We start from the raw sequence: 17,801 nt of genomic DNA on the forward strand, positions 1-17,801 counted from the left end.
AAATTATTTTTTAATTATACGAAATGTCTTAACGATATCAGATTGTATTTTAACAAAGTAAATACCAGAAGGTTCCTTTTCTATATTAACTGAGACTTTTCCATCAATGATTTTACAAGTAGAACTTGAAACTAGTCTGGACATAATATCATATATTTCCATATTAATCTCTTTATAATCAGTTTGAAAAGCAATTTCGAAATGTCCTGATGATGGGTTTGGAAATACGACTGCATTAAGAAGTGAGTTTTCGTTTGCAAGAACTCCTTCGCAAGCCTTCGATGATGTAATCTCTACAAGATCGTTTGAACTAGCATATATATCAAATTCTGTATCGTTAGTCTGAAATTTTATTGTTCCATTGATCGCAATATTATAAGGACCAGTTCCTGAAGTTACTTGTACATGTGTCTTATTTTTACCTACAGACATTTTACCAGCAATAACATTGCTTTCTGGAATAATTATCGTGTAACATTGTTCAATATTAGATTCTGCTACCGTAATACATACATCATAAGTTCCAGTGGCTAATTCGTTTAATGTTAATGTGTTATCTGTAAAAGTGTAAGGTGTTCCATTTATAGTGGCCGTGTATGTTAAATCTGAACTAGCTACGATCACTATTTTCCCATTATCCTTATTTGGACAAGTTTCGCCATAAGCTTCAATAGAAAAGTTATCACTTGATATCGTAATATCTGTAAGTTGAGCTACTTCACTGGGCATTAATGCGTAGTTATATATTTTAAACTCGTCTATACGGCCATCTAAATTAGCGTCAGGCCATTGCGATTTACCGATATAATTTTGAGTCGTTTTTCCTAGCATTGATGGATTAAGCGTCATGGTTTCATTTCTACCAGCTTCTACGCCATCTATATACATAACAGCTGTGGAGCCTTCTAAAGTAACCACAAGGTGAACCCATTTGCCAATTACAGGTTTAATGTTCGTGTCTATAGCTTCTTCATCTCCATCATTTGTAATTGCAAAACGGAAATTTCCAGTACTAGCACTTTGGGCAGATAAAAACATATATGAATCTGTGCCTGAACCAAAATCAAAGATACGAACCCAATTTTGAACAGTTTCTAGTTTTAACCAAGCTGAAATTGTAAAATCGGTTAAGTTTTCCATTACTCCTTCTTCAATATCCATATAAGATGAAGCAGATCCATCTAAGTAAATACTGCTATCGTGTAAACCTGGTTTCCAAGCGACAGACGAATTCAAAACGCCTGTATAATTTCCCCATTGATCATGTGGGTTGGAACCTACATTTTCATTAAAGTTATAATAAGCGTGCTGTCCTAATTCAGGGCTGGCAACTAGGATAATAGAATTTTCACTTTCGCCCATTTCATTAAATGCTGAAATTTGGTAGTAATAGGTTGTACCATTTTCTACAGTGGCATCTGTATACTCATTAGTATCAATAGTGGCAATAATTTCAAATATTCCATTCTCTGAAGTAGATCTTTTTACGTAAAACTGTGCATCATACATTAAATCCCATCCCAATATAACTTGTGCATCACCAGATGCTAACAGAATATTGGAAACTGTATTTGGTGCTTCTAATACCAGAGTCTTTACAGCTATTGATGATGAATCTTCACTTTCTCCTCCCGAATTTACAGAGGAAATTTTATAATAATAGTTCGTGTCAGCATTTAAACCAGTGTCTTGGTAGCTTAATTCTGTTATGAAAGTAGCAATGGTAACATAACTGCCATCAATGGTAGTTGCTCTTTTTAAATTATAACCTGTAGCGTTGTTTACTGCAGACCAACTTAAACTTATTATAGACGTCGATACCGCTTCACCCGTTAAATCACTAGGAGCATCAGCAGTTTCACTTTGCTCAAAAATCAATATTTCAGAATAGGTAGATTCTGCATCATCTTTACCTATAACTTTAATTCTATATTCTGCATAAGTGTGAATAACATCATCAACGCTTAAAACAGTATAATCTGAAGATTCAGAAAACACTGAAAATTCAGTTTCTCCTTCTAGTTTTCTTTCAATAATATATTTGTTGACCAAATCATTATTAATGCCTTCCCAAGTAAGAATTATGTCTTGATAATCATCTGATAATTCATAACTTAAAGACTCTTGTAAAGGGGTCCAAGTTGGAATATATTCCATTGTCGGATTGTATGCTTTTTTAGAGTCAAGATCACGATAATACTCACCAGCTGGTGTAAACACCTTATAATCGCCACTACCATCATTCGAAACTGATATTATAGGTGCCGTTTTTAACCATTCATAACTTTCCCAATCTGGGTTTGTCTCTCTAAATTCATCATTAACATCGACAATCATCTTTCTAGCATTCTCTACCCAATTGTAAATAGAATAACGTTCAATATATTCTTTACTTTCAAGAACACCCAATACCGCAATCATTTCTTCCAAATGGTATGCAGCATTTTCATCGGTTATCTCATTAGGATTGTTGTTTGGAAATCTACTAGGTGTAGTCCAATTGGCACCTATATTCCATTCGGTTATCCATATAGGCCGTTTATAATTTTCATAAATAAGGTCCAGTTCTGTGGACCAAGATGTTACAGGTTTATTCCAATAACAATGTAACGGTATAAAATCTACTCGATAATTAAGCGCTTCTGCTTTATCCATAAATTGCTGTAGATATGGATTGAATGGATCATCAGTAGCAATCGAACCTAGTCGTAATCCAGATTGCATATGACTTGGCCAACCATCTATACATTCTTGAACAGTCATGTCTGCTTGATCTGTATGACTTGGTTCATTATATGATAATAAATGGGTAACGCCTTCTTTAGCATTGATTTCATCCCAACCTGGCCAGTTTTGGCCTTGTTTTATAGGCACATATTCTATTGTAGGTGATGTGTTTCCGCCTGCAGACCAATCGTAAGACCAACTACTGTTGGTGGCATTTATTTCGATTGGATCCCATCCGGCCCATCCTTTTCTCGTAACAAGATCATGCAAAGGCAAGGTTCTAGTAAAGGAAATGGTGCCGTTTAAATAAGGAGGCATAACAGGCACTTCTAAATCTGCATCGTCAGCTCTATAAACTCTACTATATCCTGTACCATCAGAATTAGATGCAAAAGTAGCCATATAGCCTTGTTGAAGTTTAAAGGACTTAATGTTATTATCAAAAGAGCCCAAATCAGTATGAAGAGTTTTTATTTCATATTGTTGCGATGTTCCTCCATAGTTTTCTTCAGAAAAAACTTCTAAAGGTGATTGGGCGCTTACATTAAGTGTAAAAACACTTAAAATAATTATTAGAAACGCATAGTTTTTCATCATTTTATATTTTAGTATTAGTTGTTTGTTATCTTTAAAATATCGTATTTATTGAGATATTCAAGATTACTTTTATTCGTTAATTTAATAGTTTTTTTTTCAAATTCTTTATAATTAATACCCGCTAGCTACCTTTAAATTTACTAGTTGACGTTTTTAGTAAAAATTCTCCAGAACAATATATGCTCTGGAGTCTTTTATTAAATAAAGTTTGACTAATTCTAAATTTTAGAATGTATAAGGGTTTTTAAAAGACTTATACATTATTATATTTTAAATTATTTTGCAAATAATTGAACATTGCTAAAGTTTGTCCAACCATCATTTCCATCGGTAGATATGTTATCTATCATAATACCAAGTTTCGCTCCAACAGATGCCGATGAAGCATTGGCTGTTAATTCAAAATTAGCTGTTGCATTATCAGGTAGTAGGTCAAATGTTTGGTCTGCTAACACATTCCTTACACCATCACCAGTATCATAGTATAGCGTGACAATAATTTGGGAAGTGTTATAGCTCTCCGATGCATCCAGATTAATTTTGAATTCTTCATTCGCAGCGATTACATGGTCTGTAAGGTTATAAACGGAAGGATCATTGCTCTTTTTAAAAGCAAACCAGCCAGCGTCACCTTCTTCAACTCCTGAGTCGGTTGCTGTTGTATCGCTATTCCAACCAGGTACATTATCCCAGTTGGATTGTTTCCCAGCTCCAGGAAGCGAGAAATCTACATTTTCAACATCTACTGAAACAAAAGCGCCTCCAAGTTCTAAAGTTAGCGTTTTTGTAACCATTGCAGGGGTAGAGTTTTCAACTCCTGTTGTTGTTAGTGTAATAGAATAATCTCCATATTCAGCGTATGTGTGTGCTGGGTTTTCTTCGGTAGATGATTCTCCATCACCAAAATCCCATTCATAAGAAACAGCCCTTTCTGAAGTATTAGTAAACGTTACCGTTTTGTCGTCAATTTCAAAAGTGAAGTTTGCTTTAGGATTAATTTCTAAAACAGAAATGGTTTTTGTTATTGTATCTGGATTTCCTCCAACGGCTGCTACTGTTGTTAAAGTTACTGAGTAATCACCAGCTTCACTATATGTATGTGTAGGGTTGATAGTGGTTGATGTTTCACCATCTCCAAAATCCCATGATAAGGAAACAGCATATTTGGTGTTAGAGGTAAAGGATACATCTAGATCACTTATTGAAACCGAAAAATCTGCAGTAGAATCTTTCGGTGTACTATCATCACTACTACAAGCAATAATAAATAAGGATATTACCGTAACTGCTAAAAGACTTAAATTATAATTTTTAAATTGTTTCATTTTAATTTTTCTTTGAAAAGTTTAACATATTACTAGCATTAAGAAAAGCTTACTTTGCAAATAATTGAACGTTGTCAAATGATGTCCAACCATCACCTCCATCTGTAGACACGTTGTCTATCATAATTCCAAGATTTGCTCCAACTGATGCTGTTGTAGCAGGCGCAATCAATTCAAAATTAGATACTACTCTATTGTCAGGATCAATTACAAGATCGAATGTTTGAGTAGCCAACGTATTTCTAATTCCATCGCCGGTATCATAGTATAATGTAACGATAATTTGAGAGCTGTTCCAGCCATTCCAAGCATCTAAATTAATTTTGAATTGCTTACCGTCAGAAATTACATAATCAGTAAGATTATATGCAGATGGGTCGCTACTCATTCTATAAGCATACCATTCATTAGTACCCTCTCCATCTTCCTCCACTCCTGAGTCGGTTGCTGTTGAATCGCTGCTCCAACCAGGTACATTATCCCAGTTGGATTGTTTCCCAGTTGCAGGAAGAGAGAAATCTGAATTTTCAACATTTATTGCAACAAAATCAGCTGGTTCTCCTATTTCTCCATAAAATTCCAATTCTGAAATATTACAAAATCCATCTGCAGAATAATAGTAAATAAACCTATAGGTTTCCGGTATTGATATTACAGCTTGATTCAATTCAAAAGCTGGTGCTTCAGTAATTGTGTAAAGTATATTGAAGGTGGCAGCAGATGGATCAGTCAGAATTGTTGGGTCATTTGACCCTCGAATTTCACCACCTACCATTCTTGTTATAAAAAAATCTCCTTCTCTTGGTGCGTATTTAACAAGTTTAAGGGAAACTCCTTCTCCGAAATCATAACCTACAAACCCTTCAGCATCTGCGCCGTCAACGAATGTTGAAAGATCACCATCAACAGCAGCGGTTATATATGTGGCAGGATCATCATTCCAAGAGCCTTCATGACCAATTAATGTTCCTTCTAATTTAGCTAGTACTACTCCTACAGTTACTTCTTGTGTTATTTCTACTGGTGTTGTGCCATCTAATCCTGTTACTATTAAAGTGGCTGTATAATTTCCTTCAGTATCATAAATATGCGTCGGGCTTTTTTCAGTTGATACGTTACCATCTCCAAAATCCCATGCATAAGATTTTGCGTAGGCAGCTGTTGTGCTAAATTTAATTTCTAAAGGATCACCAGTACTCGCTAGGTAAGAAAAAGTAGCAGTAGGATCGTATAGTTTAATAATGATACCTTGTTGAACTTCTGCAGGTATAGAACCTAGTTCACCAATAGCAGTTAAAGTCACAATATATTCGCCCACTTCTGCATAGGTGTGTGTAGGATGTGCCACTGTAGAGGTCTCTCCATCACCGAAATCCCAGCTCCAAGAATCACGATCTGTAATCAAACTTGTAAAATTCACTAAATAGGGATTTTCATCGCTAATTGTAAAAGTAAATTGAGCGTTTGGGTTAACTACATTTAATGATGGGGTATCATCATCCGTACAAGAAGAAAAGAGTGTTAGCAGTAATGTTACCACCATCAGACTTTGAAAATATTTTTTATAGTTTTTCATTTTTATTTTATTTAAATGATTCAAAAAACACAGATTTATAAATCAGTTGGAGGCGTATTGGCATTGGTAGACCATCCCGGATTTTGATAAATAGGAGAAGAAGAAGCATCGGCCCCATCTGATGATGTGATAAGGAAGTGTTCCGCTGCAATAGGGCTAAGGTATTGCGCCATTGTCCATTTATATCCATCAACAACCAATTCGTTGCCATTTTTTTCATACGGCCTTAAGTAATCACTAAGAGTCTGAGATGAAACTTTAGTAAGATCAGAAGCATCATACCAATCCTGCATTGGTCCCCATACTTTAAAGCCTTCAATGTGATAAGGTTCAGTAATCATTTGATCTAGAGCTCTCCAACGTTTCAAGTCATTCCAGCGATGTCCTTCAGCCATTAATTCGCAACGTCTTTCACGACGAATATTATAAAGTGTAGCATCTACTAATACACCTGCCGAATAGGCTCCCCAGTCATTTTTAGCTTCCATGTTCATCTCGGTATTAGTAATAGTTTTCTGAAAGTCAGTATCTACTCCTGCACGATTTCTAATGGCCACCCAGTAAGCACTTGCTTTACCATCTAATGATCCATTTTTTTCATAAGAAGCTTCCATATAGTTTAGGTAAGCCTCTGTTGCTCTAAAAACAATAGCTCCTGTATATCCGCCACCATTTGCACATTGTGCCGCATCATAATTAAGCCCTTTACGAGTTGTATATCCTGTGCTGTATCCTCGCTCTGCATTTGAATTTGTAATATCTGGAATCGGCTCTATGGGTGTAGCATGAGTTCCAAGTATAGATGGATATAAAACGTTTATTTGTTCAGGTTGTTTTAAAAATAACCAAAGTCTTCCATCTCTGTTTTCTCTTACATCCGAAATATAATCATCACCTTGATAACCAGAACCAGCTGTATATATTGGTAAACCATTATTCATCAAGAAACCATCTACCATACCACGAGTTAGTCCTATGCCATAATTTCCTATTTGCGCATAAACGGGTACATTATGTTGGATTCCTAATCCATTGTCATACTGTCTCCATAATAATACCTCAGAGTACCCCGACATATCTACATCACTGAACATATGAAAATATGGGTTATTAGCATCTGTAACAGATTGTTCTAAAACACCATTGTTAGGAACAAGTGTATATGCATCTGCAACGGCTGCTGCTGCTTCCATAGATTGGTCTAATAACCAGTCAATTTCACCATCTATACTACCAGCTTGGAATTGATAGCCTTGATTATACTCTTTTTCGGCTCCAGTCCAACCTGGTCCATTAGGCACAAACGCTGTACCTTTGAAGTTTTTTAACCATGTAGCTTCGTATAGTGCTACTCTAGATTTTAATAACTGTGCACAAGCTTTGTTTAATCTATTTTGAGCACCGTCAGGTGATGCACTTAACATTAAATCGATGGCGTTGTCTAAATCTGAAATAATGAATCGAACTACTTCTGTACGAGGTTCACGCTTACTTGCTTCAGTTAATTCTACTAAATCATCTTTTAATGTAGTTGTTACAATTGGAAAATCGCCAAGGGCTTGAACCTTTGCAAAATATTCCCATGCTCTGAAAAAGTACATTTCACCGATATAATGATCTATATTTTGGGAACTTCCTGAAATCTCTCCAGCTTCCCAGCGAGGTATTACGGTCTGTAAAAAATAGTTGCACTGAAAGATATTTCCAAAATTCCAATCACCACCATCCTGTCCAACTCTCCATTGGCCAGGAGCATATTTGGTGTCAAAACCTATTGATGCCATGTTATCTGTATTGGCATCAATACCAAATGTTCCATAGCTAAAATTACCATGCGTTGGTAAAGAACCATATCTGTTAATGGCATAAGCTGCCAATTGAGACTCCTCATGAAGGTATTGTTCAGGAGTAATATCGGAAAGTGGTGCTCTTTCTAGAAAATCCTTTTCACAAGAGGTTAAAAAGGTCAGTCCTCCAAAAATTAAGAAGAGTACTATATTATATTGTTTTTTCATCTTTAAAAATTTTAAAAATTAATACTTAAGCCGTAAGCAATTGTTCTACTTAGTGGATACTCATTTTTGTTCTCGTCACCTGTACCAACAATTTCTGGATCAAATATTTTGGTCATTTTTGTACCTGTCCAAAGATTTTCTCCAGATAAATAAAAGCGTACCTTTTGAACCCCTAAATATTTAATCGCATCTTCTGGTAATGTATAACCAATCTGCAAGTTTTTCAATCTAATATAAGAGGCATCTTGAAGGTATGCTGTTTGCGCTTTTTTGTTATTTGAGTCATAGCGAGGACGTGGGTAATATGAATTTAAATTTTGCCCAAGTACATGATTAGCGTCTGCTCTATAATAATCTTCGTGTTGGGTAAAACCAGTTGACCACCATTGTCCCCATTGTGAAGCTCCCCAAAAATAATAATTAACTTCTCTAAAATAATCACGTTTTAAGACCCCTTGAAAAAACGCACGAACATCAAAGCCTTTATAATCAGCGCTTAAATTTATTGAGAAAGCATAACGAGCTTGATCATTTCCTATAACTTTTAAATCTCCAGTATCGCCTATGGTTCTTGATCCTTCATCAATTTTACCGTCCCCGTTAAGATCGCGATACATAACATCTCCTTGTCCCCATTGACTACCAATAGCATCTTGACCACCATTAGGAAGAGTGGCTAAATGCGCCTCCATTTCACCTGCGTATCTTGCAATATCAATGGTTTCGTATCCCCATATTTCTCCTATAGTACGATTAGGTATATATGTATTAAGACTATTTGTGAAGTTAGGGTATTTAATTACCTTTGATTGTGAGTCTGCTAATAATAGATTAGCACTATATCCAAATCCACTTTCTAAACGGTCTCTCCAGGTTAAACTAAGTTCAAAACCGGATGTTTTTATGTCTGTGTTATTCACATCTGGTACTCCTGTACCTAAAACTGCTGGTAATTGTGGACCAGTATTTACTTGATTAATTGTATATCGGGTAAAATATTCAAATGTGGCAGACAGTCTATTGTTTAAAAGCGCAATATCCATACCTGCATTCCAATCCTTTATTTCTTCCCAAAATAATGATTCACTTACCAAACCAGGTGCAGAGCTTGTATTTGGCTGTACACCATTTACTAGCCAACTTCCATTAGATGTTCCCACTGGCATGGTTACATAGGTTGGATACCAAATTTCTGTGTTTTGGTTCCCTAATTCTCCATACGACCCACGTAATTTTAATGTAGTTATAGAAGAGTTTAATGCTTCCCAAAATGGTTCTTTAGCTATGTTCCAACCTGCTGAAACAGAAGGAAGCCAGCTCCAGCGTTTGTTGGCACGAAATCTAGATGACCCATCATAACGCAAGTTACCTTCTATTAAATAGCGTTCTTTGTAGTTATAATTTATACGACCAAAATAGCCTTGTATTGCCCAATTTTGATATTCTCCAGAAACTGATGGAGGAACTACTTCGCCATTAGCATCGGTACCACTAGTGGTGTTAAGCGTTGGAAGGCCGGGAACTATTATTCCATCTCTATCTGCGGATATGAAACGTTTTTTTGTTAGTTCTGATTGATACCCTAATAAAATATGAAAATTATGCCCATCTCCAAATTCTTTTTTATAATCTGTACGTAAACTAGTATTTAAATAATTTTCTTTAAAAGCTTCTTCATGTATTGAACTACCATTACCATAAACGTAAGGATTACCATCCACATCATAATTATACGTTTTTTGGTTATTCCAATGACGAAACTCGGTTTTTGTACGATAGTTTAAGTCGCCAGTAATAAGCCAATTTTTTACAGGTTCTATAATCAATCTAGCTTGTTGGTATGACCAGTCTGTTTGCTTTTTATCTTGTCCGCCATCTCTTAAGCCCAAGGCTGGTGATGGTGACGAATATATGTTCCCGTTTGGATCGTAAAGCGGAAGTATAGGCCAACCTTGACGCGCTAAATTTTGATATAAACCATCATTTAATGCAGATGGTCTTTGAAAATCTTCACGTATAAAACTGTTTTTAACACTAACTTTTGCCCAATCAGTTACCTTAGCATCTAGTTTTAATGTTCCTGTATAACGATTAAATGTATCTGTATTAAGTTTTACTAAACCATCTTGATCTAAATAATTTCCTGAGACATAATATTGAATATCTTCACTACCACCACTTGCGCTAATATTATGCTCTTGAGTAAAAGTGGAATTTTTATAAACGATATCATACCAATCGTTATTGGCTTGACCCTTGTCATATCCATCTGCCCAAATTTGCGGATTGCTAGGGTTTTGAATAATTTCATCTCTAGTGACACCATTTTGATAGTCTAAAAATGCTTGTAGACGTTCTTCTGAAAAAAATGGAGCCTCGTTTCCGTTTTTATTTGCATCATTAAAAAACGTAGCAAAGGTATAGGAGTCCATCATATCTGGTTTACTTATTGGCGAACCCCATCGTACATTGTTGTTATAGTTAATTACGGTTTTACCTACAGTTCCTTTTTTTGTTGTTATTAAAATAACGCCAAAAGGCGCACGAGACCCATAAATAGAAGAAGCAGCGGCATCTTTTAATACAGATACACTTTCAATATCTTGCGGGTTAATGGCATTTATATCCCCTTCCATACCATCAATTAAAATTAATGCGCCCCCACTAGAGCTATTACCAATTGTTCCAATACCACGTATATTTATGGAGGCTCTATCATCTAAACCTCCGCTGTTTTGGGTAATGTTTAGTCCTGGAGCCAACCCTTGTAACATTTGAGAAGCATTTTGAACTGGTCTGCCTTCTAATTCGTCGCTGCTAATCATACTAACAGCACCTGTTAAGTTGACCTTTTTTTGTGTTCCATACCCAACAACAACAACTTCATCTAGCGTTGAAATATCTTCTTGTAAAACAATATTTATTTTTTTTCCGGTAACAGTTATTTCTTGTGTACTATATCCAATATATGAAAACACCAAAACATCAGATTGAGATGCTTTAACAGTGTAATTACCATCAAAATCTGATGCTGCTCCTATTGTAGTGCCTTTAACAATAACACTTACTCCTGGTATAGGCAGTCCATCAATATCTGTTATTACTCCTGAAACGTTTTCTTCTTGCCCAAAAGCTGTAAAAACTCCAAGCCCAAAAAAGACCATAAGAAATAAGGCTTTAGTGTTGAACTTAGAAAAGCATTTTAATAGTTTGTTCATAAGTTTAAATTTTATTTAGTTTAGTTATTTAATTATTTTTTAGATCAAAAATTATTTCTTTTATCACTTTTAATAATTTTGTTTTCATGTAATGGTATTCTTTAATTTGTTAAAATAATTATTGGGTTCTATCATAAGACTTTTTTGGTTTCAAATTAATAACTTTATATTGCTCTATTCAATTAGGGTTAGTTGATATTTATCTTTTACATTTATTAGATTGATACTATATGTATACGTATATTTTTTTGCGAGTAACCTATAAGGATCATGAGGATTTGCACCCCAGCTATTATCGCCACCAACACCACGCTGTTTTAAATCTAAATGAAGATATACTTTGTCTTCTGTAACGATATCGGTTGGATGTTTTTGAGATTTCCAGTCACCTGGGTCTAACGTTTCTGTTGATAGGTTTAAAGCACTAAACCCTAAAGGCTGTGCACCTTTAATTTCAATACCTTGTCCACTATCGTTTTTTAAAGTAAGCCATCTCACATCTGTTTTATAACCAGCTTCTTGTGGACGTATGTACGTCCATGTAAATTGATTTTTAATATTATCTTGATAGGTACCAATAAAAGAAGACGTGTTTCTATCAGAATAATTTTCCCATGGACCACGACCGTAATAACTTAGGTTTTGATATGCTATTGGTAATTCTAAACGCATTCCAAAACGAGGAATTTCAGGCGTTTCTTTTCCTGTCACATCTATACTGGCTGTAATAAGTATAGAGCCATTATTTTGGATTAAATAGGTTACTTGATAAGGAATGTTTTTATCAGTAAGACTACAGTTAACTGTTATAGGAAGTCCTTGTGTAATTTGTTTTCCTACCGTTACACTTTCAATGTTCATTATTTTATGAGCATCTCTCCAAATTTTTAAGTCTCTAGGCATGTTATTACCAAAATCGTTATCTATAGGAGCTCTCCAAAAGTAGGGCTCAGGGAAACTAGTAATAACTTGAGAATCCTCACCCTTTAAGTTGTATTTTTTTATTTTACCAATTGCCAAATCAAATTCACCTTCAATTTTATTATTACTAAATGTTAAAGTGTTCTCTTTTTTTGAATATATTAATGTGTCTTCAGTTTCAACTAAAGGATTAATATCGAAATAGGTGTTATTTCCTATTTTAAATTGCTCTCGTGCTATTTCATGATTTGCAGGAACTAATTCTGTAGCGTCTTTAGTATATCCGTAAACATCTAAATAATACTCCTTTGAGTCTAACTCAGGGAGCGCTATAATAACATCTTTAGCTTGGTTTGGATCTAAAGAAACATCAAAAGTACCTTCTTTTACAATTATGCCATCTGCTTTTAATATCCATTTAAAAGTATATTTGTCCAGATTAGTGAAATCGTATTTATTTGTTAATTCTAGGACGTTTCCTTTTAATTTAAACTCAACATATTGAAATATTTTTTTAACTTCTTCTAAAGCAGGGTGTGGTATTCTATCGGCAGTTACTAAACCATTTGCACAAAAATTTTCATCATTTTGCAAATCTTTACCTCCTAAATCACCTCCATAAGCCCAAAACATTCTACCGTCTTCAGTTTCTGCTTTTAGACCCTGATCTACCCAATCCCAAATAAAACCGCCTTGCATTTTTTTACTAGTATTCATAATATCACGGTACTCTTGAAAATTACCATTACTATTTCCCATAGCATGTGAGTACTCACACATAATAAATGGTCTATTTTTATCCGAATTAGCATATTCAATCATATGATTTATTCCTGGATACATAGGTGCAACGATATCCGTATTTCTGTTTTCTCCGGCTTGTTCAAATTGTACAAACCTTGTTTTATCTCTTTCTTTTATCCAATCATAACCATCATAAAACACTGGTCCGTTTCCACATTCATTTCCTAAAGACCAAATTATAATAGCGGTGTGATTTTTATCTTGTTCTACCATTCTTTGCATTCTATCCATATGCGCTGGTGCCCATTCTGGTAAGTAGGCAGGGTGCTTAGATGGTTCAAACCAATTTTGCCATTCGGCTCCCATGGCATGGGTTTCAATATTGGCTTCATCAACCACATACATCCCGTATTTATCACATAGTTCGTATAAATAAGGGTCGTGAGGGTAATGGCTCATTCGAATAGCATTGATATTATTTAGTTTCATTAACTTAATATCTTCTAGCATGGTCTCTCTAACAGGTACATGTCCTTTTTCTCCATTGTGTTCATGTAAATTTGCCCCATTAACCATTAATGGTTCTCCATTAACTAGGAGTTGAGCATCTTTAATTTCTACTTTTCTAAAACCTATTTTTTTTGATAAAGCCTCAGTAACTTCTTTCTTTTTATTAGATAATTTTAATACATAACTATATAAATAAGGGTGTTCTGAACTCCATTTTTTAACGTTATTAATAGTTGCGCTAAAACTTACTTTTGTATCAGATTTAGAAATAGGTTTTTCTTCGGAATAAACTTCGTTTCCACTCGCATCAGTAAGCGAAATGGATGCATATTGTTTTTTTGATTTATCATCGAATTTTTTTAGATCTACATCAATACTAAAAATCCCATTTTCGTATTGTGTATCTAAATTCGCTTTTGCAAAGAAGTTCCAAATGGTTGTTTTTGGCATAGCTTGTAAAAAAACGTCACGTTCTATTCCACTTAATCTCCAAAAGTCTTGATCCTCTAAATAACTACCATCATGCCAACGAAATGCTTGAACAGCTAATAAATTTTCTTTATCCTTTTCTAAAAAATTGGTAATATTAAATTCTGCAGCAGTTTTTGATGCTTTAGTCATCCCAACTTCATTCCCATTAACAAAAATTCGAGCATATCCTGAAATAGAACCAAAATGCAAAATAATTTCTTTATCATTCCAATTGTCAGGAATTGTAAATGGCTGTCTATAACTCCCTACAGGATTATAATCGCCATCAATAAATGGTGGGTTTTTAGGAAAAGGATAAGTAACATTGGTGTAAATTGGCGTGTCATACCCTTCTAATTCCCAATTAGAAGGAACGGGAATAAATCCCCAGCTAGAATCATCTAAAGTTTTACTATAGAAATCCATTGGTCTTAAGTCTGGATTTTTAACCAATGAAAATTTCCAAATACCATTTAAGTTTTTATAAAGCGTGGAATTTTTAGGGGTATTTGTCAACGCTGATGCTTCGTTTTCGTGTAATATAAAAAAAGCTCTTCCTTCTAGTTTATTACGGTCAATAATCGTTGGGTTTTCCCATTCATTATTTAACTCTTGTGCATAGCTTAGTTGAATTGTAAATAAAATAATTGTAGTTAAGAGTGCTTTTCTCATAATTCTTTTAAAATATGTGTTTTGATATACTTGTTGTTTTGTTTTTAATTATTGGATAAATTTTAAAGTTTGCATAAACAACAACTATTATATTTCAAAAATCATAAAGCTAGAGAACATTATAGGGGTGTTTTTTGTAATAAAAAAGGGGGTTATTTTATTGTGGTTGACAAAGAGTCTCATTTTTAGTTGATTAAGTGTAATTTTGATTATAAAAAATATTAAGTTAATAAAAAAGAGCAAACTAAAATGAAGTTTTGATAATCATTAGCCTTTTGTGTTGAAGAATTGAAAGAGAAAACAGTGTATTATAGAGGGCTTAAATTCTCATTGTAAACAAACAGATTAATGTTTAAAATGTAAAAAAATATTTTTCACAATAACATATATTTTATAAACTAAAACAGATTTGTTTTTTATAATGACTAAATAAAAAAACTCTTAAGAATTAAATTTATCCTTAAGAGTTTTAAAATAATTATTTAATATAAATATTATTATTCTTTGATGAATTTTCTAGTAATTACATTTTTATCTGCAACAAGTTTTACAAAGTAAAGACCGCTACTTAGATTACTTATATCGATAGCTTCTTGTCCGTTAATTGAACGAGACATTATTTTTTGTCCTGAAGTATTTAAGATAACAGCATCTAAATCTCTATTAAAATTAATGTTCAATATATCTTTAGCTGGATTAGGATACATGCTAAAACCTGCTTGTTCAAATTTTTCGGTACCTAATGGATCTGCACTTGTTGATAAATTAAATGTATATGTTACATCGTCTCCACAATTATTTGTATAAACTCCAGTAATTGTACAGGTGCCTGCTTCAGTAAAAGGAGTAAACCAAAAATCAGCGCTTTCTACAGTTTCACTAAAACCACATCCATTATAAACTATAGTACTTTTAGGGTTATCTACTCCAAGTGCAATATCAGTTCCAATAGGCACATTATAAAAATCTATTGTTGTAAGTCCAGCTGGATGATCAAACCAAGCACCAGTATTAGAATAAGCATTATGATTAGAAGGAACACAAACAGATCCAGTATTAAATGTCCAAGTATATGTCCAAGGGGTAGTGCATCCATTATGAGGATTAGATGCATCAGGGGTTAATGTAAGTGCCACAGTAGTAACAGCACCAGATGTAAAAAAGGCAGGAGGTATTGTAGGTTGCCAATTTTGACCATAATCCCCAATATTCGAATTATCTATTGTAATTGATGGTTCTCCATTATCGCTACTCACATCAATACTAAAAGAAGTAACTTCTTGCCAATTGATGTAAGGGTAGGCAGAACCAACTCTTACTTCAGCTCCAGGTGACACATCATTTATTGTTCCAGCAAGTGCAGTTGATGTATCCTGAGTTTCAGTACCATCAACAATAGTATACATATACTGAAGAGGATCAGCTCCTGATGTACAGGTTCCTCGTTGTGCCATAACAGCTGTTACACTAAATACCATTAACATGGTAGATAAAAAAAGTAGTTTTTTTGTTTTCATAAGATATTAGTTTAAGTTTAGTTATGTAAAATTATTTTACAAAAACAAATATCATTTAAAAAAAAGAGGTTCATAGGAGAGTATTTGTATGAAAAACAGGGGGGTATTTGCTAAATCCATAAAATAATGGTGTTATTTTGCTTTTTTTAAGACTAACTCGTAAAGTGTATAAAAGAATTTTGATTGATTAACATTAATTTAGATGTGGAACAGTTTTTTATAAAAAAGTCAAAAAACTGATTTAAAATATTTCTACAGTTTCAAATTTTCCCAGACTATTTTTTAATCTTACCAAAGGTATAAGGTATAATGAGCTTATAGGCACAATTATAAATTAAGATATAAAGATGCATTATCCATAATTTCAGAGGATAGAAACTTAATGTAATAACTCCTAATTTGAGAAACAAAACAATAAAGAATTTTTAGTAGAAACGTATAGATATAAAATATCAGATCAATCACTAAGTTGATTGTCTGATTTTTTGTTGCAATTTTTTATTTTAAAACATCACCCCTCTGTTTAAATCATATGGTTTGTGTTCAGAATTTCAGTTTGAAAGATGATTTTAAATAAAAATGTTTATTAATGTGGTAGATTTTAATATCCCCCCTAAAATAAACATTTTTACCCCTCTTGATTTTATTTCATAATGGTTTAATTTGTTTTTTTAGATAAGACTTTTTCTAAAAAAAGAAAGTTTCAAAATTAGAAACCAATTTATTATAAACTAATTAACATATAAAACTAAAAATTATGGCAAAGTCAAAAACAAACAAGAAACTGATGAATATGGCTTATGGATTGGGAGCAGCAATTGTAATTGTTGGAGCTCTGTTCAAAATTATTCACTTTGAAATTGGACCTTTAACAGGTAACGTTATGCTAACTATTGGTTTAGTAACCGAAGCGATTATATTCGCATTATCTGCATTTGAACCTGTTGATGATGAGTTAGATTGGTCTTTAGTATATCCAGAATTAGCTGGAGGACAATCAATCAAAAAAGAAGGAAAAGAAGATGCACAAGGTTTACTATCTAAAAAATTAGACAATTTACTAAAAGAGGCTAAAATTGATGGAGAGTTAATCGCAAGTTTAGGAGATAGCATCAAAAACTTTGAAGGTGCTGCCAAAAACATGTTACCTACTGTAGATTCTATTAAAGCTACTAAAAAATACGGCGAAGAAATATCATTAGCCGCTTCGCAAATGGAATCTTTGAATAGCTCATACAGAGTTCAGTTAGAAAGTATTGATAAACAAGCAGCTATCAACGAAGAGTCTGTAGAAAACGCTGTCAAACTAAAAGAACAAATGCAATCTTTAGCATCAAACCTTTCTTCATTGAACGGTGTTTACGGAGGTATGCTAACCGCTATGAGCAAAAACTAATTAGGGGTTAATCCTAAATTAATTAACCAAAAAACCTAATTAAACATGGCAGGAGGAAATTTATCACCCAGACAGAAAATGATTAATCTGATGTATTTAATATTTATAGCGA

The 17,801-nt window shown here is 33.8% G+C and carries 8 protein-coding genes; 1 reads left to right on the forward strand and 7 read right to left on the reverse strand.

The features are described from left to right. Positions 1 to 3: 3 nt before the first annotated feature. The 7 genes from BT151_RS15040 to BT151_RS15070 all read right to left on the reverse strand — a co-directional run bounded on the left by BT151_RS15040 (position 4) and on the right by BT151_RS15070 (position 16,293). Positions 4 to 3,324, reverse strand: a complete 3,321-nt coding sequence (locus tag BT151_RS15040) for a LamG-like jellyroll fold domain-containing protein (RefSeq protein ID WP_072403146.1) — start codon at positions 3,322 to 3,324, stop codon at positions 4 to 6. 275 nt (positions 3,325 to 3,599) lie between these two features. Next, positions 3,600 to 4,649, reverse strand: coding sequence for a PKD domain-containing protein (locus BT151_RS15045; RefSeq protein ID WP_072403147.1), 1,050 nt, complete (start codon positions 4,647 to 4,649; stop codon positions 3,600 to 3,602). A gap of 49 nt (positions 4,650 to 4,698) precedes the next feature. Next, positions 4,699 to 6,225, reverse strand: coding sequence for a PKD domain-containing protein (locus BT151_RS18910; protein WP_072403148.1), 1,527 nt, complete (start codon positions 6,223 to 6,225; stop codon positions 4,699 to 4,701). 35 nt (positions 6,226 to 6,260) lie between these two features. Then, on the reverse strand, positions 6,261 to 8,240 hold the full coding sequence (locus tag BT151_RS15055; RefSeq protein WP_072403149.1) for a RagB/SusD family nutrient uptake outer membrane protein: 1,980 nt from the start codon (positions 8,238 to 8,240) through the stop codon (positions 6,261 to 6,263). An 11-nt stretch (positions 8,241 to 8,251) separates the two neighbouring features. Next, entirely contained in the window at positions 8,252 to 11,458 is a 3,207-nt protein-coding gene (locus tag BT151_RS15060; protein ID WP_084647987.1) for a SusC/RagA family TonB-linked outer membrane protein, read from the reverse strand. Positions 11,459 to 11,632: 174 nt separating this feature from the next. Continuing rightward, on the reverse strand, positions 11,633 to 14,776 hold the full coding sequence (locus tag BT151_RS15065) for a glycoside hydrolase family 2 TIM barrel-domain containing protein (protein ID WP_072403151.1): 3,144 nt from the start codon (positions 14,774 to 14,776) through the stop codon (positions 11,633 to 11,635). Positions 14,777 to 15,273: 497 nt separating this feature from the next. Continuing rightward, positions 15,274 to 16,293: a T9SS type A sorting domain-containing protein gene (locus BT151_RS15070; protein ID WP_072403152.1), complete on the reverse strand. Its 1,020-nt coding sequence runs from the start codon at positions 16,291 to 16,293 to the stop codon at positions 15,274 to 15,276. A 757-nt stretch (positions 16,294 to 17,050) separates the two neighbouring features. Here BT151_RS15070 and porL point away from each other — a divergent pair. Next, positions 17,051 to 17,689, forward strand: a complete 639-nt coding sequence (porL, locus tag BT151_RS15075) for a type IX secretion system motor protein PorL/GldL (protein ID WP_072403153.1) — start codon at positions 17,051 to 17,053, stop codon at positions 17,687 to 17,689. The last annotated feature ends 112 nt before the right edge of the window (positions 17,690 to 17,801 follow it).

This window comes from Flaviramulus basaltis, from assembly GCF_900114265.1.
In the GTDB taxonomy this organism is placed as follows: domain Bacteria; phylum Bacteroidota; class Bacteroidia; order Flavobacteriales; family Flavobacteriaceae; genus Flaviramulus; species Flaviramulus basaltis.

Excerpts from the sequence above, each read along its gene's own strand:
- BT151_RS15040 (WP_072403146.1), bottom strand. The coding sequence starts at position 3,324 with ATGATGAAAAACTATGCGTTTCTAATAATTATTTTAAGTGTTTTTACA.
- BT151_RS15045 (WP_072403147.1), bottom strand. The coding sequence starts at position 4,649 with ATGAAACAATTTAAAAATTATAATTTAAGTCTTTTAGCAGTTACGGTA.
- BT151_RS18910 (WP_072403148.1), bottom strand. The coding sequence starts at position 6,225 with ATGAAAAACTATAAAAAATATTTTCAAAGTCTGATGGTGGTAACATTA.
- BT151_RS15055 (WP_072403149.1), bottom strand. The coding sequence starts at position 8,240 with ATGAAAAAACAATATAATATAGTACTCTTCTTAATTTTTGGAGGACTG.
- BT151_RS15060 (WP_084647987.1), bottom strand. The coding sequence starts at position 11,458 with ATGAACAAACTATTAAAATGCTTTTCTAAGTTCAACACTAAAGCCTTA.
- BT151_RS15065 (WP_072403151.1), bottom strand. The coding sequence starts at position 14,776 with ATGAGAAAAGCACTCTTAACTACAATTATTTTATTTACAATTCAACTA.
- BT151_RS15070 (WP_072403152.1), bottom strand. The coding sequence starts at position 16,293 with ATGAAAACAAAAAAACTACTTTTTTTATCTACCATGTTAATGGTATTT.
- porL (WP_072403153.1), top strand. The coding sequence starts at position 17,051 with ATGGCAAAGTCAAAAACAAACAAGAAACTGATGAATATGGCTTATGGA.